Source organism: Legionella waltersii (genome assembly GCF_001468085.1).
In the GTDB taxonomy this organism is placed as follows: domain Bacteria; phylum Pseudomonadota; class Gammaproteobacteria; order Legionellales; family Legionellaceae; genus Legionella; species Legionella waltersii.
In genome coordinates, this window is sequence record NZ_LNZB01000015.1 from 270,153 (window position 1) to 289,053 (window position 18,901).

Sequence of the window (18,901 nt, forward strand, 5' to 3'; positions counted from 1 at the left end):
TGAACATGACCCTTTTTTACCAGGATCCCGGCCAGGGGTCAAAATTCGCTATTAACGTATAAACAGAAATGCCCGGTGCTTTCCCAAGGTATTTTTTTGAATACCGTGATTGAATAGTGCTTTCGCTAGTCGCCAGTTTTTGCCCATCAGCATCCCCCAGTATTTTATTATCGATCAAGTCCCATAACTTGAAAATAGGCAGTGAGTGTACAAGGTTACTTGCCTTATCATTTGCAGGGCACATTGTGTCAATTCGAATATAGTCTTCTTGAGTTGAACGTAATAGATTAAATTTCAGATCAGACATTTCGGCCATTTTTTCAGTGCTAATACCGAAAGCATTTGAGAGGATACATGCATTGACAGCAGTTTTGGTAGGTTTTACTTTTACATTATATCGCGTTTTCATGTGGGTAAACACACTCCACATATCGGTACGATCCCCCATGTGCATCATAATATCTGGAATTTCAACTTGTGGCAGTGTTTTAAAAAAACTGTCATCAAGTTTTTCAACACTGTCATAACTCAAACTCCAGTCTTGTTCTCCCGATTTAGTTTCTTTAATGTTGAATGCTAAGTTTTCACCACGACGAATACGACCGGTGGTCTTATCCCATGCACTGTTTAGCTCATTTACTGCGTCATCTAATCGTTGGTCACAATAGATTGGAATTTTCAGATAGCCAAACTCGGTAGCAATTTTTTCGGCATCATCCACCAAGCTTTCACTAACCAAATCATGATCGATATCACAGTAGGACACACTGTCATTGCAACAGAGTAATCCTTTATCCAAACGGCGATACATCTTGTGATACACAAAAAATTCAAATAAATGGGGATCTACATGTTCATCATCCGCATTCTTTTTCAAATAAGGCAACATGGTTTTTGAAATAGAATCCTGCATCTCTTTGGGGAGTTTAAAGGACGATGGGCCTTTTTTTCGGCTGTAATGATTTTTCATTAACTCGATAAAGTCCATGATGTCGCTGTCTTCTTTATAATAGTCAAACGAGACATTGAGTAATACGGGGCGCAGATAAAGGGCGAAGAGACGGGATGATTCCAAATAAAAATCTCTCCTGGCAGCCTTTTTGTCAAAAGTGCTACCCACTAAATACTCTGCAATGATAGGAAACTGCTTTTCTGGTAAAATCTTATAGGCTTCATGATTTAATTCTTCATGGCTAAGGCCATATTTGCGATTGGGAAACCATTTCATAAAACGAGCCAATTTGGGTAGATCAACAACTAGGCTTGCATTATATTCCGCCAGTGCTTTATCGACATGTTTTGTAGCATCAGCCAGTATAGCTCTGATATGAAACATAAAGCTTGTTATCAAATTATCCATGATTTGGTGATAGCGGTGGTAAACAAAGCATAATGCTTGCAGCCATTGCTGCGTTATATTAAGTCGTCGTAATCGAGAGGCAGCATACTGTTCAGCCAAATCAGCATAATATCGAATGGCATTTTTGGACAGCTGAAGGGTTGGCATAAATTCCTTTGCAAATTTATATAAGCTCAGGATTTCTGCTGCTTTGGCTGCTTCTTCTTTGATGGAGGAATATTTAAAACTTTTCTGATCGGCACGAATGACATTGAGTTTAGTGAGCCCATCCTCTCGATTAATCAAATTTGATAATTGGTCTTGTTGCGCTTGCGGGATTGCTAGTATTAGTTTGCCCAGCCGTTCATTTTCTTTTGAAAATGCTTGGGTAAACAGATCTTGCAAACTGCGATAGGTTGGCAATAGTATTTTTTGATTATCAAAATAAACCAGCAATTGCCGAAATGTATCGTGACCTTTTGGATAATAGCGTAACAATTCACAGAGATGAGCTTCAACTAAACCAGCTTGCCTTGGTGACCAGTCCTGATAACCAAATAAGTTTAGAATAACGTTTTTTTGCTGATTCAAACTTTGCCTGGTAATGCTGCTTGGTAAAATGGCATTTTTTATTTTGTAATACCGTTCAAGGATATAATCAACATCAGTGCGAACATCGTCAAAAGTGAATGTAAAAAATTGGTGCTTGGCCTTAAAATAAGCAAGCTGCAGAATAAAGGCAACCCGTGTTTTTGTCGTTGAATATTGCTTCAACGCAGTAAGCTCGTCCCTACTCAATGAAAAATACAGCTCACGTTCGCCAGCATTAAACTCTGGGCGAGCATAAAGATCTTCAATTTCTGCGTCGGTAAGTAATTGCAACCGATTTTTCAGGGACATATTTTGGTTCAAAAAAACGGAGGTTTGGGTGAACTAATTTTTTAGTCAACAAAGGTCGCATTGTACGCTGATTTTTAGTAAGATAAAGCGGTTCAGTAAATCTTGGTTCAAAATATTGTTTTTCTATTAGTAAAATGGACTAAACTGTATGAAAATTGGATATGCGCGCGTTTCAACTAGAGATCAATCTTTGTCCATGCAGGTGGATGCATTAAAAAAAGCCGGTTGTGATCAAATTCATGAAGAAATTGCCAGTGGTGCAAAAACGGCAAGACCAGTGCTTGAAGAAATTATGCGTAACATTCGGGAAGATGACACCCTGGTTATTTGGAAACTGGATAGACTTGGCAGGAATCTGGCTCACCTTATTCACTTAACCAATAAATTGATTGAAAAAAAAGTTGGCTTAATAAGTCTGAACGATCCAATTGATACATCAACTGCCCAGGGACGGATGATATTTGGTATTTTCGCAACATTGGCAGAGTTTGAACGTGAATTAATCCGAGAGCGAACTCAAGCGGGGTTAAAATCAGCTCGAGCTCGAGGAAGAAAAGGAGGAAGACCCAAGGGCATGTCAAAATCAGCAATGGAAAAAGCGGCTATTGCTGAAGCTCTTTATAAAAATGGAACCATCCCTGTTAAAAAAATTGCTGAACAGTTGGATATTTCTAAAACTACGTTGTATCTGTACTTACGTTCTCGAAATGTTTCTATCGGAGAAAAAGGTTGATACTTCAATTAGAAAATAAATATCTCATCATGAGCTGGTTATACAGGAAAATACAGCTAATGATAGTATTCTCCAAGAGGTACTAATGTACGAACGATTATATCATTGGTTTTTTGCTTTATCACAATATAGTAAAGCTCTTTACGCTTCGTTCTATTCTTCTATTTTATATTCCGATGTGGTGAAGCGTTGGCAGGGATTGGGTCTGGGGTATCTTTTATTCCTCATTATTTTGGGGGCCATTCCTTTATCTGGACGGGTAATCGTAGAATTTAATCATTTTTTTAAGGAGGAGATTCTATTCCCCATACAGTCACTCCCGCTACTGACCATGCAAAATGGCGAGATCACTTACGATCAACCTATGCCCTATTTAATAAAAAACAACAAGGGAGAAGTGGTTTCAATAATCGATACGACAGGAACAGTGTCTGATATGAATCAGGCATACCCTCAACTCACGGTTTTAATCACCAAAAATAAAATGATTTTAAGACCGCCTAGTTATAAACAGTTTTTAGGTTTGGTTAAAAGCAACATTGGCAACCCCATTTATATACGTACTTTTGACAAAGGGCTTAATGGAATACTCTCTGGCGAAGAGTGGATTCATTCCACTGGGATTTCCAGATTAAATACGTTGATGCAAATCCTTATTTTTCCCTGCATAATTTTATTTTATTTTGGTTTTTTTGGGGTTATGTTACTTTTACTGTCTGCACTGGTGCAGTTGTTTTCTGATATTTTTTTCAGCTTTAAACTCCCATTTAAAGCCGCATGTCGTCTATTAGCTGTAGCTGCAACACCTACCTTGGTTTTATTCTTTTTTATGCGATGCGGTAATTTCGCTGTTCCTGGAATGAGTTTGGTTTATGGAGTACTCCTTCTCAGTTATACTTCCTATGGGCTGTATTCAGCCAAACGGTTTAGTGTATGATTTTATATATTCTAACTGGACATAGCCCCCAACTCATTAATTCTACGCCCTGATAAATAAGTTCAAATTGTTCATGATGTATTATTCGAGTGGCCACAATAATTCGACTTCCTGATTTTAGACAAGCCATCTTTGAAATTAATTCATTCCAGGTCGCATCAGTAAGACAAGTGGCTGCCACATAAATAATACTAGCATCCCCAAAATCGTAATGTAAAAAACTGTCATTGATAAATTGAATGCGCTCCATTTGAGGTAGGTATTCTTTCTCAACATCAATTTGTTGAAATCGTTGAATTGCCTTTTTAAGCAGGGTATTCGATTGCTCATACAGAGGTGGCAACAACTCAATACCAATAGATTTGTTAACATTAAAAAATAACATAGTGCTCAATACTGCTTTTCCCGAGCCCGAACCTAAGTCAAAAAAAATATCCTGAGTGGAAGGGGTGGCTCGCTCAAGAATGGTATAAAACGACAAAAAATCGATTTCTCCATAAATAAACTCCTTATCTTGAATCAAATGTAATAATCGATACCTTATCGAAGAGGATTTTGCACGAGCCTTTTTGTAAAGTGTCTCCAAAATCCCAATCCTTTTTTCTATTCTTGACCAATCTGTATTCTGACTTAACTGTTTTTTTAGCTCTTTTTTCTTGAAATGGGGAACAAGTATATTGGTTAGTAGAAGTTTTAAGATAACTAATAAAAAAGGTATGGTGATAATAAAGTAGAACATTAGGTGTCACAGTGTTTAGGAAGATTTATTATAGTATTACAGCTTCTTCCGTAAAAATAATGTAAAAATTCCAGCAAAAAGAATTAAATGAACTAATTTCACATATAATTTCTCTATTATTACAGATTTAAAATTGGTTTCTTCATGAAAAAAGACAAAGGAAAACATCGGCATATCTTTGAATCAACTACAGCAGAAGAACCAAAAATATCTTCAGCTACACTCACGTTACAACTATTAACCAAAGCAAAAGAAAAAAATAAAGAGGCAGAAAAAAAAGAGTCTGCTGATGAAACAGCAAAAGTACGTTGCAAGGTTTGTTTTAAAGAAATTGTACCTAAACGTCTTTGTTCTGGACATGGAGGTGGTGGTGGCGGCGGTGGAGGTGATAGTGCCTCCTCTGATAAGACATCTGAGGAAAATGCAAGCCAAAGTGAAGATAGATCTCTAGCTCGACCACGCAACATAGTTGAGACTACGGATGGATTAATAGGCGAGTTTGGTTCAGAAGAACTTGATTTAGAATCTAGTTTTGACCCTGAAATAATTGCTGAATTGATTGCCAAAGGACTATTGCTGGTTGATAGTGATCGCGCATCAAAGACCCTTACGATTAAATTGCTTTGTGAACCTAAGGAATTAACTGAAGAGCAAAGTAAAGAATTAAAAAAATTCATGGAAGCGATTATAAAAGAATTCCATGAATTTAAAGAAGAGAATAATCTTTACGATGATTGTTTACAACTCATTCAAGATGAGGAAGGAAACATACGTTCTCTTAGTATTACCATGCCCACATTAGCCCTATACGATGCATTTATCCAAAGACTAGCAAATAATTTAGTGCCCATACCCAGTCCGAAAGCACAAGAAAAAGATGAAGTCACAAAAGAGCGAACTCTTGCTCCAAATCCACTTTCAATGGAACCCAAACCTTATAAACCCTCTAAACAAGAAAAAACTGAGTCTAATAAGGATATAGAACCTAAAAGGACGGAAGAGGGGGAACAAGAACAAGTAATATTTAACCCCTCTCCTTTCAATATGAAACCATGGTAAAGCTCTTGATGTTGATTATTAAGATTAATTGATTGATTTTAAATCATAAAGAAACCTATGCCAACACTTTTATAGTGTTGAAACATGTTCAGGGGATATTTTACTTTTTTCCAATTTCTCTAAAAATTCGTTAGCGAGTGTGGTAGGATTCCCTTTTGCAGTATTAATAACAGCATCAAAATCGATGCCTTTGGAAATATTAAGCGAAACACGTTCTTGGTTTTCAAAAAAACCAAACCGATTAGCTAGCTTACTATACTCCTCAATAGTTTTTTTAGAGCCTATGCGTGGTAAATCATCGGAGGATAATTCCAGAGAATCATCGTTGATCTGCAGTTTGACCACCCGATCTGAGGTGGTTACTATCTGTACTTCTTCGTGGTGACTTTGTTGTAGCGCATCAATGTCAACAGGGTTTTCTAAAAATAAGGAGTCACCATTTTTGTCTGTATTGGCATGTTTATTGACCATATAAAACAATTCATTTCTTGAGAGAACGTGCTCAGAAGAATCATCAAATAATTTATCTGCCGTGACTAACGTTGCTAACTGATGAAATGGAAATAATCCTTCCCGTTTATCCATAGGATTATCGATGTCCGCTTTACGATTTCTCTCCTGAATACGCTCACTTAATTTCTGCACTGGGCAATAAGCAAAAACTATAGAAGTGGTTAATGTTTCGCTTGGGTTTTCTTCACGATATTGCTGGGCACGCTTTTTAAAATATTCTAAACATTCTTTGGCGCTTTCATCTGGATTTGGCACAAGATCAATAACAATAGATTGCCCAGAATTGCCCTTATCGAACACCTCATCATAAAGCATCACCGTAGGATCATCGATTTTGGTAACAAAACGTAACTCTTTAGCCAGTTTAGATATTTCGCTTTCTATAAATCCCGCCTTTTTTAGGACGTCTTCGAGGTTAGGAAGCAAGGGATTAGGAAATCCATGGGTTGTAATTAAATGACTGCCTTTGGATATAGTAAGTACCCCTCTACTGCATAATGTTACAAGTTCATCTTCAGTCATTAGTGTTTGAAGGTTTTGTATAACACCCGATGCATTAAGTTTCTCAAGCATGAATAATTTGAGATTACTCGGACTCATATTAACAATTTTATCCACCATTTCATCAATACTCGAAGATTTCCACTCATGTGTTTTAACCAATTCTCTGCACAGTGATGATTTTCCTGCGGTTGATGACCCTAATAACAAAACAACATGCATGATAAACCTCTTAAATAGGGGACAATGGATACAATGTAAGCTCTATTAACATAGTTAAACTCATATTGCTCTGCCCAGATATTATACAAAAAAGATGTTTTATTTTTTTCTAATTCAACTTATTTTGCAAAAAATTTACATTGAATGAAATTTTCTAAATGGCTTTTGATAAGGTTATCTTTTGATTATGCAAACTAAGGGTTAAACTTCCATCTTTGCTTATTACAGATTGGTAGCCGGTTTAATTCAGAATTAACACTTTTGGTGGTTATTCCACAGGACCCCCAATAAGAACTCAGGCAATTCAGGCCTTTTCTAAACTCAAAAACACCGCGAATGATGAAGAAACAGTCCTCTTGTTTCAATTATGGCTTGATGAATTCGTAGATCTTCAAGCTTTTAGTCGCTGTTATCGTGCTCTGAATCAAAAAAAATATCTGGTCGAGAAAACTCTGCGTACCATCACCATTAGTGATGAAGCTTATAACGCATTAAAAGACATCGCACATCAAAAAGATATTAGTATCTCACAGGCGATAGTGGATGGCTGTACCTTACTACAAGACAAAAATAATGAATCAATTAGACCATTGATAAACACGGACACATTAAAACCTGGTAACATCAATCCAAAACCAACTGATTTGTCAATCCCAGTGATAACATCAGTAGCCCTTGGCCACACCAACGTCATTTCCTTGTTTGGTGATGAGATTGATGAGTCATCTGACGAGGAAGAGTCAGACACTGAGTTTGATTTCTTTGATTTTGAAGAAGTACGCGAATGGCCACGTAAACCTGAAGGCTATGATTTTAGAACTAATGAGTCCTATAAAAAATACCGCAAATATATTGAGCGTCTTACTATTAAAAAACCAGACGAAAAACTACTGGACACCTTTAATAAAACGATTAATTATTACCTCACCGAAGACAATTGCCACCAGATTGGACCACATCTGCTTTTAATCCGTCAGGAACTCTTAAATCAAAAGCTCCTTTCTAAAAAGTTTAATCCAGAACTCTTTGAGATCAGTAAGGGGTTTAACGTAGGCAATCTGACTATGGATGATTACGCAGATGGTTTCATAAAGCAGGTCGTTAAGGTGGTGTATCACTCGATGAATTAAAATATCATGGGTATCTGTGAATTGATGGGCGATTACATCACTGACTGCATTTGTCGTTTGTTCTTCTTTGGCCAGGATTAACAGTAGATGCTCTAGTTGTGTGGAAAGAAATTCATTAATCAACGGGCGAAGCAGTTCTTGCGTCACCTCTTTCCCAGATAAATAAATGAGACATTCGTGCTCCAGTGCTTGAAACAATATTTTATTCATGGCGTGTTCCTTTAAAGCCATCCCTAAATATAGGTGATGGTTTCTTCTATAGTATTTACTGCCTTACGGTTTGGGCAATATAATTGTCTTTAACAACTTGAGTAAATCGTTTGTTTTTATCATATAGCGGTGATGTAGACGATGCTATCGACTGTTGGTGATTACAGGAGTCCTATACGAAGTATCAACATTTATGAGTGCATTAATTTGGGAAGTACATAGATCAATTCACCTATCACTTGCACGAGTGTCTGCGTAACGATGACCGCAGGCAGTATAGGAATCGCGCCAGGGGATTGCAAAGGTAAGTGGCAGGACCACGAGTGAATTGCGAGTACTTGCGCTGAATGCTACTGCTCGGCTGGCAAATACATTTAGTCGAAACAGTCGAGCGACAAACCACCCAACTAAAGGTGCGACAATTGCAAAAGCAATGTAGACAGGAACTACTTTTAAAACCACGTTAATCGCAAGGCTAAGCTGTGGGATCACTGCTTCAATGACCAAAAACAGTACAAGAGCTGTTGCGGGCACAGGGAGTAATCCAAGTGCTATTGAAATAAGCTTACCGGTTAATCTGCGTGCTGCCCATAGCTGCACGAGTATTGCAAGAATAAGTAGGAAGGCAATGAGCCATATAAACGCTTGAACAAATGGACCTAACTGAACTAAGTTCGCGGCATTGTCTCCAAGGAAGATGCCCAGATGAATGGGTAGTAGTAACATTTGTATGATAAGAAGAGCAGGTGTAGCCACCAGCAACAAGCGGACATCGGCTTGCCCAAGATGTGAAAAGGTTACAACATAATCGATACAAGGGGTGAGCAAAACCAGCAATACACCAAGTCGTACCATAGAATCAGTGGGAAGGAATTGAATTAAAATCGCTACAAGTAACGGAACTATGATGAAATTCACGCTAAGCAGAATTGCTAGAAAGCGAAACTGCACTAATCAGCAATTGGCACTTGGAGGAACGTTACAAACAGCATCAGAGCTAATGCAGGATTTACAGCGCCTTCAAGAATTGTTGTGCAAGATAAAAGCATAGAAATCATGATCGCCACGATAACCGTGCCAAAGTAAATACTGATTTGCCAACTCTCCAATAGTTCCCTGATTTTTTGCATGTTCACTTGATCACCCTATGCACGATTTGCCCCTCTCATACGAGGATCATTATCCCCTCGAAGGGAAAACAATAACTTAATGATATCGTCTTATATCGCTTGATGGTACGAATATATATGTAATTTAGGGAGTTATTATGTTTTAGGAACTACTGCATTGAACATATTATTTAAAGTTTGAATTTTTCTGCTCAATAAATGCAGGACTTGATTGACATATTATTACTTAGCGCATGTGAAAGGGAGGCCATTACAAAATGGAACAGGTAACAATCAATCATCTGTGACAAATTTATTCATTTTTCAAGCTGAAGCAGGATATGCTTTAATGGGTAGTTGGATACTGGCAGTGAGCAAGCCATTTCAAAAGAATTTGAGTAAAACTAGTTCTGAGAAAACTGGAAATGCTTACAAAGTCACTTCTGTAAATCCTACAGGGCGACCATTCGTCATGTAGGATGTTGGGTGCATCAACAACGACGGTTGTTAGATTTGACCTATTGGTATGATCAACAAAAATGACTTATAGTCAATAGGGATTCTCTTAGCTGCTCATCTCTCGAAGTAGAAAAAGACTCACATCATCCATGGTTTCATGCCCCTCTCTAAAAGGTTTTTCTAATACCCTAATGAGACGTCCAATATACAGGAAAAAATAAGCAATGAAGCCAAAAAGTATAAATGATTCTGGAGAGCCTTCGGTCTTTAAGAACAGGAGAAACAAGGTGAGGAAGCCTATTAATGATTCAGCTAAAATATGTACGGATGGAATAAATTGAGTCCTTTGAATTTGATATATTCGTAAGATAATTTTTCGCAATGTACCTTGTTCCGTTTTTAACCGAACAAGAAAATTAGGTGGCATGCCCAATTCTTCCATGGCGGCGAAAGAGGATGCCAGTTGATTAATTGAGATTAAACAAGGACCTAAATCGTGGTGATTTCCCTCATGATCTATTCCTTTAAAAAAAAGCCGTACTATTTTTCGAATATCCATATGAATTTTTTTTATATCAAAATTATTATTCCTTTGATGAAAAAGGGTTGCTTCCTCCAGTATGTTTTCAAGGGAGGCTCGGATTTCTGCTGGGAATTTTTCAGCTTCTTTAAAGTCTGCTAAAATTCCAGCAAGCAAAATACTGATAATAAAAATGGCACCGGCCATCGTGCTTGTAAAAAGAGGGCTAACGGCTACAAATTCTAAATTGAAACGATGAATAAAAAATTTGGTGATAACCAATAAAACCATAAGGGGGACGACCCAAAAACAGATGTGAAATTTTTTTAAACCGTTGCTTTTCTTATTCTTTTTATGGTGATGGCTCATCATGACATATCGTCCCTTGCTGGTTTTTGTAGTAGATTTAATAAGTATTATTACCCCTTAAAATCCAACTATACATTGATTTAATAATGATTCAATTTATTAATTGATTGACTAAAATCGACTTAAAAAGATGGCAAATACCCTATAAATTCTAAAATGAGGGGTTTATTCTTTCAGATTTTGAACCGAATTTAAGTGTTCATTGGAACTACATCAATAAAGAAAAAGATAATAAAGGCAATTAATGCAAAACCAGAAACAATAAACCCCATACGCCGCATTGTTCTTCCAGAACTCCCATTGGCAAGAATCAACACTACAATTCCTATAGTGAAAATAATACCCGCTATAACAAGAATACTATGATTTAATCCGATGTCCATCCTATCTCTTTTTTATCAAAGGAATTGATTCAAGTATAGATGGATTATAAAAATCCATCAAAAGAGATAAATACATCTGTTTAAGAGGTTATTGGGTATGTTTTTTAATGGAGTAATACGTGTGGAGTTCGTCTATAATGGTTCGTAGTTTTTCAAAATGGGATTGAGCCGCTTCTTTGTCATTAGCATCGCTGCTTGCATCCATTTGAGTGGCCAGTTTTTTAACAGAAGCAATAGTGTTTTGAAGCATCTTTAATTGTGCTGGGGATAATTGTTGGCTTAAATTAGGTAGTGCGTTCACTAATTCAAGAACAGCAAAAACATGGTAATGCACTTCATTTAACTGATTGTTTTCAATCATTTTATAAAGAGCTAAATTGTACTCGTCTATTTCTTGAAAAATTTCTGGAATGGTTTTAGGAATAATCACTTGAGAAATTGGATGTTCATTTGCTATTGCCAGAGACATCGAGAATAAAAAAAGAAATAGAATTTTAGCACTTTGGGTCAATAGTGTGTTTAGGCTTAAGTTGTTCCTGTTCATAAGTGTCCTCTTCTAAAGAGAGAAATTAATCTTTTTAATTTAATGTCTTGGGTGGCCATGAGGGCGATAACCGCCTCCAGGACTCTTCGGAGTGTCATTACTGGTTTTAGTAGGTTCTGTGGATGCAGAACAAGAGGACAAGAACATTAAAAGTAAACAAACGGTACTTAATTTATTTAATAATTTCAAAAATCCCATGGTACTATCCTTATTAGTTTATTAAAAGCCGTTACCATACTTAGTGCGTTGGAATGATATGAAAATATTTTTTATATAAAGAAATATAAATTTCGTTATTTATTATTTTTTCAAGTGCTTTATTTACTCTCTTTATTAGTGCAAATGAGTCATTTTTAGCCATAACTCCATAGCCAGTTCCTATGAGTAATGGTTCTCCAATCCCTGTAAATGAGTGCTGATTATTGATAATCCAATAGTCTGCAGAAAAATCGTCCATTAAAACGGCATCGACTTCATTTTTATTTAATGCACTGATTAATTGGTCTGTAGCAGGATATTCTGTAATAGATATTCCTGTCAATTTTAGAGTTATCCATTGTTTAAATATACTTCCTTCTAAGACGCCCACATTTTTTTTACTTAAGTCTTTCATGGAGGTAATTGAATTGTTCTGGGTTGTAATAAAACGTGCGTTGCTCAACAAGTAGGGCAGACTAAAGGAAAATTGTTTTTGTCGTTCTTCGGTAATGATAATTGCAGCAATTGCTAAATCGATTGTTTTTTTATTTATTTGTGTAAATAACTGGTTAAAAGGCATGGGTTTAAATTGGCATTCAGTTTTCATTTCGATACATAGGCTAGACATTAGCTCAATATCAAAGCCAAAATAATGATCTTGATCGGCACGAATAGCAAAAGGAGGATCATAAGATACAATTCCAATATTCAATGGTTTAGCTTCTACTATAGAAGCATGTAACAAAAGAATTATGCCTATAAAACGAGTCATCATAGTAGAGTCACTTTTAGAACTAACGCGTTAATTTTTATAATCAATAAGTTTGTTTTAACATGTATCCCAGGGTTTTAATACTGATTTCAGAGAATCAATGAGCAGGGGTGTATAAATGATTTAATTAAGAGTAAACTTAAATAGAGGTTCGTTAATACAGACATTTATTGAAGGGAAGGGATGCTTTATTTTTCAAGAGGGATACTTACGGTTTTATTGAGCTTTGTTTTAAACGAAGTGATGGCTGCTCACCCACTCACATTTAAAGAAGCATTGCATCAGGCTTATCAAAACAATCCAGAATTGCAGGCAGAAATAGATAAAGCTCATGCGATGCGTGGCTACTTCATACAAAGCGGGCTTTATCCCAACCCTCAAGTCACCCTGACCGCAGAAAACTTCGGTGGCTCAGGTGCTTACAGCAGTTATGAAGCTGCAGAAACGACTCTTTCCGTAACTCAACCCATTCCTTTAGGTCATCGTTTACAGTATCTGAAAAAAGCCACTTATGCGGATTATCTAGCCTCCCTTGCCAACATTAACGTGCAAAAAGCCGTGCTTTATGTTGCTGTAGGTGTTGCCTATGTGGATGCCTTGTATGCTTCTCAATGGCACGTCGTCACCAACAAATTAATTATTCTTAACCAGGATATTGTTACCGCAATAGAGCGGCGAGTGAAAGCGGGAGCTGGAGCAGAATTAGACTTAAGATTAGCCCAGGTACGATTGGGTGAGGCGCGTATTCAAGAGAATAAAGCGGGACGAGAGGCCTTGTTACAACGAGCAAAATTGGCGCGATTATTAGGGAATACTATCCGGATTGATAATGAATTGGTGGATAAAGGATTACCTGGCACTTTATGGAACTGGCCGCATTTATTAAAAAAAATAGCAGGAAGCCCTCAATTGCTCCAAATGAAGCTTCTTCTGCAAGCCAAGCGTGCAACCATTACTGCGGTAAAAAAATCAGTTTGGCCGGATTTAAACATCCAACTAGGTGGCCGTCATTTCTCAGACGATGGCAGTAATGCTGCTGTTGTCTCAGCATTTGCCCAAGTTCCTGTCTATGATCGAAATCAAGGTAAAATCCTTACTGCTGAGGCACAGTACACACAAACTGCCCATGAATACCGAGGAACACAATTGGAGGTGCGACAAAATCTGTATGCTTCCTTTTTACAAGCACAGCAAAATAATTATGAAGCTCAATTGGTCACTAAATCGTTGTTACCGTTGGCGCGTAAGTCCATAAAACTTGCTCAAGAAGGGTATCAAATGGGGCGCTACACCTACATTGAATTATCAGTGGCTTTAAATGCATTATATGAAGAAGAGCGACATTACCAACAAGCTCATGCCGACTATCACAAATCCTTAATTCAGATCACAGGACTTTTGGGGCTGGATAATCCCAAGGAGAGCAAATGAAATTTTTAAAACCCTTCATTATTATTTTAACTGTTCTTTGCATAATTCCTGTATGGGCAGGGGAAGATTCAACGGCCGCGGAAGAACAAGAACATCAAGAAACCATGGAAAAAGGCCCACAAGGAGGTCGGTTATTCAAAAATGGTTCGTTGGCTGTTGAACTATTAATATTTGAACGGGGTATGCCTCCTCATTTTCGTGCGTACCTTTATGAGAATGGAGACGTAATTTCACCTGATAAAGCGCAGTTAATTGTTACGTTGACTCGATTTTCTGGAAAAAAGGACACCATAAAGTTCACGCCCGTTGAGACTTATTTACAAAGTAATGAAGTAATTCGTGAACCCCATTCTTTTGAGGCAGAGGTTACGTTAAATATCAAGGGGCAAAATTTCACCTGGCATTATGCGACTTCTGAAGGCCGAGTTAAAATTCCCCAGCTCGTTTTAAAAGCCGCTGATATTCAAACGGAATTGGCGCAAAGCCAGACCATTAAAACCCAATTAAAAGTAGTAGGAAAAATTGTCCCAAATCGCGATACTCTGGCTCCTATTTATGCGCGCTATTCTGGGATTATTAAGTCTATGAATAAAAATCTGGGTGCTGAGGTGAGAAAAGGCGAGGTTTTAGTCACGATTGAAAGTAACGAAAGTTTACAAAATTATACCATTGCCGCTCCCATGACGGGGACTATTGTGCAAAAATATGCGACCAATGGTGAATTGGCTCAAAATACAAAACCCATTTATGAAGTAGCCAATCTTGCTAATGTGTGGGCAGATTTTACCTTATATCGTAAAGAAGCGCCCTTGATCAAACCAGGCATGGAAGTTACCGTCACGGGTGATGAAGGAAAGCCCCAGTCCACCAGTACCATTTCTTACATTGCTCCTTTAGGGATCGAAGACAGTCAAACCACTTTAGCTCGCGCTGTGATTCCTAATGAATCACGTGCGTGGCTACCAGGCATGTATGTGAATGCAGCAATCACTATTAAAGAAAAAAAAGTACCTGTTGCTGTTCTACTTTCAGCCATTCAACGGCTGGATGAACGCGAGGTTGTGTTTGTACAGCAAGGCGATTATTTTGAAGCAACACCGGTAACTTTAGGACAAAAAGACGAAGAATGGGTCGAGGTAGTCTCAGGTCTTGATGCAGACCAACGCTATGTGAGTAAAAACAGTTTCTTTATGAAAGCTGAATTAGGTAAAGATGGCGCGAGCCATGAGCACTAAGGATCAATAATGCTTGAGAAAATTATTCGGTTTTCCCTGAAACACCGTTGGTTTGTGTTGTTGTTTACTGCCGCTATTGCTTTTCTTGGCGTCTATAACTTTCAACGCCTTCCTATTGATGCCGTGCCTGATATTACGAACGTTCAAGTACAAATTAATACCCAAGCTTCAGGTTATTCTCCATTTGAAGTGGAACAACGTATTACCTTCCCCATTGAATTGGCAATGAGTGGATTGCCCAGTCTAAGCTATACGCGCTCTTTATCGCGTTATGGTCTTTCCCAAGTAACGGTAGTCTTTAAAGACGATACCAGTATCTATTTTGCACGTCAGCTGATTAATGAGCGCTTGCAAGAGGTAAAAAATAAATTACCACCGGATGTTGAAACAACCCTTGGACCGATTTCTACGGGTCTTGGTGAAATATTTATGTACACCGTGACCAATCAGGCGAATGTGCCGGTGAGTCAACGCCATAATCCTACGGAGCTGCGTACCATTCAAGATTGGATTATTAAGCCGCAATTACGCAATGTTGAAGGCGTTGCAGAGGTCAATACGATTGGGGGATATGAAAAGCAATTTCACATTACGCCTGATCCCATGAAACTGGTGCGATACCGATTGAGTTTAAATGATGTCGTTGAGGCTTTGGAGCGGAACAATGCCAATGTGGGTGCTGGCTATATTGAAACAAATGGCGAGCAACATTTAATTCGTGTTCCAGGTCAGGTGCAAAATAGTGCGGATATTGAAAATATTGTTATTGCCAGTTTTGAAGGGACTCCTGTGCGTCTTCGTGACGTAGCTGAGGTAGCTATAGGAAAAGAATTACGTACTGGGGCTGCTACTGAAAATGGCAAGGAAGTCGTTTTAGGCACTGTATTTATGTTGATGGGTGAAAACAGCCGAACCGTGTCAGAGCGTGTGGCTGCAAAAATGAAGGAAATTAATAAATCGCTCCCCTCCGGTGTTGAGGCGGTGACGGTATACAACAGAACCTTATTAGTGAATGCAACGATCGATACCGTAAAGAAAAATTTGCTTGAAGGCGCGTTATTGGTTTGTGTGATTTTGTTTCTTTTTTTAGGCAATGTTCGCGCTGCTTTAATTACTGCTATGGTCATTCCCTTATCGATGTTACTGACGATTACAGGGATGGTGGAAAATAAAATCAGCGCCAATTTAATGAGCTTGGGCGCACTTGATTTTGGTTTGATCGTGGATGGCGCGGTGATTATAGTTGAAAATTGCATTAAACACTTAGGGGAGCAACAGCATGCCCTTAAGCGCATTTTAAATCTTGAGGAACGCCTAAAAGTCATCTCTTATGCGACAACTGAGGTGATTAGGCCAAGTATATTCGGTGTGTTCATTATTACCGTGGTTTATTTGCCCATTTTAACGTTAACTGGAGTAGAGGGAAAAATGTTTCTGCCTATGGCTGAAACGGTGATTATTGCCCTACTCGCATCTATGTTATTTGCATTAACCTTTGTTCCTGCGGCAGTTGCAATCTTTCTAAATGGTCGAGTTCAGGAAAAAGAAAATTGGTTGGTGCATCATCTTAGTCAAGGTTATGCAGTCGTATTAAGACGCTGTTTTCATGCCCGAAAGATAGTTCTAAGTGGTGCATTATTTTTAGTAGCACTAAGCCTTCTTCTTGCTTTTCGTTTAGGCGGAGAATTTATTCCCAGTCTTGATGAGGGAGATATTGCAATGCATGCCATGCGTATCCCAGGAACCAGTTTAACCCAAGCCATAACCATGCAAGATTTGGTAGAACAACGGGTGAAAGAATTTCCTGAAGTGAATGTTGTTTTTGGAAAACTTGGGACTGCAGAAGTAGCAACTGATCCTATGCCTCCGAATGTGGCAGATACCTTTATCATGTTAAAGCCACGTAAGGATTGGCCTAACCCTAAAAAAACCAAACAAGAATTAGTACAAGAAATTGAACAGGCAGTGAAGCAAGTGCCAGGGAACAATTATGAATTCACCCAACCCATTCAAATGCGTTTTAATGAACTGATTTCAGGTGTTCGAAGTGATGTGGCTGTAAAAGTTTTTGGTGATGACATGGATATTTTATTGAAAATCGCTGAATCCATTAGTGCTCAATTAAAAAAGGTTCCAGGTGCCGCCGATGTGAAAGTAGAGCAGGTGAGCGGACTGCCTCTTCTAACCGTTAAGATTAATCGTGAGGCTTTAGCACGTTATGGATTACAAATCAGTAGCGTACAAGATGCTATAGTCATTGCCACAGGCGGTAAGAAGGGCGGGGAGCTGTTTGAAGGAGACAAGCGATTTGACTTGGTCGTTCGTTTGCCTGAATCAATGCGTTCAGATTCTGATGTATTGCGCCAAATATTTATTCCTTTGCCCCCATCAAAAGATGGAGAACGTCATTTTATTCCACTGAATGAAGTCGCTTCCTTTGTACGAAGTGAAAGCCCCAATCAAATCAGTCGAGAAAGTGGTAAACGTCGTATTGTGGTGAGTGCGAATGTGAGAAATCGTGACTTAAGTTCTTTTGTGAATGAAGCAAAACAACGGATAGACCAAAATGTCAAAATCCCCAGCGGCTATTGGATTACCTGGGGAGGGCAGTTTGAACAATTACAATCGGCCTCGCAGCGCCTACAAATTGTAGTGCCGATTACTTTAATGGGCATTTTTTTACTCCTTTTTATGAGTTTTGGAAACGTTAAAAATGCCTTATTAGTGTTCTCTGGAATACCCTTGGCATTAACTGGTGGGATTATAGCATTATGGTTGCGCGGCATTCCTTTATCCATATCAGCTGGTGTTGGATTTATTGCCTTATCGGGTGTTGCAGTACTCAATGGCCTCGTTATGATTACCTTTATTAATAAATTGCGTGAGCAGAACAAGTTTTATTTAAAAGATGCGGTGTTGCAAGGATCGCTAGCACGACTTCGCCCCGTATTGATGACGGCATTAGTGGCATCCCTTGGTTTTGTACCCATGGCACTTGCGACAGGAACGGGTTCTGAGGTACAGCGCCCTTTGGCAACAGTAGTCATTGGAGGAATTATTTCATCAACCTTCCTTACTCTGTTGGTTTTACCCGGGTTATATTATATTTTTCATGACCGACGTAAAAAAAGCCAGCCTGGTTTAGAAAAAATGTAAGGTGCGTTTGACAAAACGAAGTATTTAGCTATATTTATAGTTAAATGCTTGTTTAACTGTTTAAGTCATTATCATGTTAACACACGATCAAATTATTTCTTTAAGTGACATTTTACATTTAATGGGTGAGCCTAATCGTCTAAAACTCTTGGTAGCCTGTTTAGATGGTGCTAAGTCTGTTTCTGAACTGGCACAGCAATTACAGTTATCTGTTCCGCTAGCCAGCCATCACTTAAGTTTACTTCGTTCGTCTCGCCTTCTTGTTGCTAATCGTGAAGGAAAACACATTTATTACAGTATTTATGATGCGCATGTGCGCTGTATTTTAGATGACATGCTCAAGCACTTTACTGAAGAGACGGAACATTAACAGGAATGTTCAGGATGGAGAAACATCGGTGTAACATTGATTCTCCACTTGGAGAATCTAGGAGTTGAGGCT

The 18,901-nt window shown here is 38.3% G+C and carries 19 protein-coding genes; 9 read left to right on the plus strand and 10 right to left on the minus strand.

The window, feature by feature from the left end:
- Positions 1–16 precede the first annotated feature (16 nt).
- Positions 17–2,239, minus strand: coding sequence for a DUF4158 domain-containing protein (locus tag Lwal_RS04440; protein ID WP_058479709.1), 2,223 nt, complete (start codon positions 2,237–2,239; stop codon positions 17–19).
- A 148-nt stretch (positions 2,240–2,387) separates the two neighbouring features.
- Here Lwal_RS04440 and Lwal_RS04445 point away from each other — a divergent pair, with 148 nt between their 5' ends.
- Positions 2,388–2,972: a recombinase family protein gene (locus Lwal_RS04445; protein ID WP_058479710.1), complete on the plus strand. Its 585-nt coding sequence runs from the start codon at positions 2,388–2,390 to the stop codon at positions 2,970–2,972.
- Between the two features lie 85 nt (positions 2,973–3,057).
- Positions 3,058–3,909, plus strand: coding sequence for a DUF1189 family protein (locus Lwal_RS04450; RefSeq protein ID WP_058479711.1), 852 nt, complete (start codon positions 3,058–3,060; stop codon positions 3,907–3,909).
- On the opposite strand, the gene Lwal_RS04455 is transcribed toward Lwal_RS04450, so the two are convergent.
- Positions 3,899–4,648 (minus strand): class I SAM-dependent methyltransferase, encoded by a 750-nt coding sequence (locus Lwal_RS04455; protein WP_058479712.1) that lies wholly within the window; start codon positions 4,646–4,648, stop codon positions 3,899–3,901. The two genes, Lwal_RS04450 and Lwal_RS04455, sit on opposite strands and share 11 nt — an antisense overlap.
- A gap of 144 nt (positions 4,649–4,792) precedes the next feature.
- Between Lwal_RS04455 and Lwal_RS04460 the strand changes: the two genes are divergently transcribed.
- Positions 4,793–5,707 (plus strand): hypothetical protein, encoded by a 915-nt coding sequence (locus Lwal_RS04460; protein WP_058479713.1) that lies wholly within the window; start codon positions 4,793–4,795, stop codon positions 5,705–5,707.
- A 69-nt stretch (positions 5,708–5,776) separates the two neighbouring features.
- Here the strand turns inward: Lwal_RS04460 and Lwal_RS04465 are convergent, their stop codons facing one another.
- Positions 5,777–6,943, minus strand: coding sequence for a hypothetical protein (locus tag Lwal_RS04465; protein ID WP_058479714.1), 1,167 nt, complete (start codon positions 6,941–6,943; stop codon positions 5,777–5,779).
- Between the two features lie 356 nt (positions 6,944–7,299).
- Between Lwal_RS04465 and Lwal_RS17255 the strand changes: the two genes are divergently transcribed.
- The gene (locus Lwal_RS17255; protein ID WP_058479715.1) at positions 7,300–8,073 is read left to right on the plus strand and encodes a hypothetical protein; all 774 of its coding nucleotides are present in this window, start codon (positions 7,300–7,302) and stop codon (positions 8,071–8,073) included.
- 438 nt (positions 8,074–8,511) lie between these two features.
- Here the strand turns inward: Lwal_RS17255 and Lwal_RS04475 are convergent, their stop codons facing one another.
- Together Lwal_RS04475 and Lwal_RS17795 are read right to left on the minus strand one after the other, a co-directional pair.
- On the minus strand, positions 8,512–9,201 hold the full coding sequence (locus Lwal_RS04475) for a hypothetical protein (RefSeq protein WP_197697705.1): 690 nt from the start codon (positions 9,199–9,201) through the stop codon (positions 8,512–8,514).
- A 32-nt stretch (positions 9,202–9,233) separates the two neighbouring features.
- Positions 9,234–9,413, minus strand: coding sequence for a hypothetical protein (locus tag Lwal_RS17795; RefSeq protein ID WP_197697706.1), 180 nt, complete (start codon positions 9,411–9,413; stop codon positions 9,234–9,236).
- A gap of 211 nt (positions 9,414–9,624) precedes the next feature.
- Here Lwal_RS17795 and Lwal_RS04480 point away from each other — a divergent pair, with 211 nt between their 5' ends.
- Positions 9,625–9,870: a hypothetical protein gene (locus tag Lwal_RS04480; RefSeq protein WP_058479716.1), complete on the plus strand. Its 246-nt coding sequence runs from the start codon at positions 9,625–9,627 to the stop codon at positions 9,868–9,870.
- 87 nt (positions 9,871–9,957) lie between these two features.
- Here the strand turns inward: Lwal_RS04480 and Lwal_RS04485 are convergent, their stop codons facing one another.
- The 5 genes from Lwal_RS04485 to Lwal_RS04500 all read right to left on the minus strand — a co-directional run bounded on the left by Lwal_RS04485 (position 9,958) and on the right by Lwal_RS04500 (position 12,640).
- Positions 9,958–10,743: a hypothetical protein gene (locus tag Lwal_RS04485; RefSeq protein ID WP_065235644.1), complete on the minus strand. Its 786-nt coding sequence runs from the start codon at positions 10,741–10,743 to the stop codon at positions 9,958–9,960.
- A gap of 188 nt (positions 10,744–10,931) precedes the next feature.
- Positions 10,932–11,123: a hypothetical protein gene (locus Lwal_RS04490; RefSeq protein WP_058479717.1), complete on the minus strand. Its 192-nt coding sequence runs from the start codon at positions 11,121–11,123 to the stop codon at positions 10,932–10,934.
- 88 nt (positions 11,124–11,211) lie between these two features.
- Positions 11,212–11,667: a hypothetical protein gene (locus tag Lwal_RS04495; protein ID WP_058479718.1), complete on the minus strand. Its 456-nt coding sequence runs from the start codon at positions 11,665–11,667 to the stop codon at positions 11,212–11,214.
- 39 nt (positions 11,668–11,706) lie between these two features.
- Positions 11,707–11,865, minus strand: a complete 159-nt coding sequence (locus tag Lwal_RS17260; protein ID WP_157066262.1) for a hypothetical protein — start codon at positions 11,863–11,865, stop codon at positions 11,707–11,709.
- Positions 11,866–11,905: 40 nt separating this feature from the next.
- Positions 11,906–12,640 (minus strand): transporter substrate-binding domain-containing protein, encoded by a 735-nt coding sequence (locus Lwal_RS04500; RefSeq protein WP_231950998.1) that lies wholly within the window; start codon positions 12,638–12,640, stop codon positions 11,906–11,908.
- A gap of 180 nt (positions 12,641–12,820) precedes the next feature.
- Here Lwal_RS04500 and Lwal_RS04505 point away from each other — a divergent pair, with 180 nt between their 5' ends.
- The 4 genes from Lwal_RS04505 to Lwal_RS04520 all read left to right on the plus strand — a co-directional run bounded on the left by Lwal_RS04505 (position 12,821) and on the right by Lwal_RS04520 (position 18,829).
- Positions 12,821–14,068 (plus strand): TolC family protein, encoded by a 1,248-nt coding sequence (locus Lwal_RS04505; RefSeq protein WP_058479719.1) that lies wholly within the window; start codon positions 12,821–12,823, stop codon positions 14,066–14,068.
- Entirely contained in the window at positions 14,065–15,303 is a 1,239-nt protein-coding gene (locus Lwal_RS04510) for an efflux RND transporter periplasmic adaptor subunit (protein ID WP_058479720.1), read from the plus strand. The genes Lwal_RS04505 and Lwal_RS04510 overlap by 4 nt, the downstream gene beginning before the upstream one ends.
- Before the next feature lie 9 nt (positions 15,304–15,312).
- Positions 15,313–18,459 carry a CusA/CzcA family heavy metal efflux RND transporter gene (locus Lwal_RS04515; RefSeq protein ID WP_058479721.1) on the plus strand — a complete coding sequence of 1,049 codons (3,147 nt, stop codon included), beginning with the start codon at positions 15,313–15,315 and terminating at the stop codon, positions 18,457–18,459.
- Between the two features lie 73 nt (positions 18,460–18,532).
- Positions 18,533–18,829, plus strand: coding sequence for an ArsR/SmtB family transcription factor (locus tag Lwal_RS04520; protein ID WP_058479722.1), 297 nt, complete (start codon positions 18,533–18,535; stop codon positions 18,827–18,829).
- The last annotated feature ends 72 nt before the right edge of the window (positions 18,830–18,901 follow it).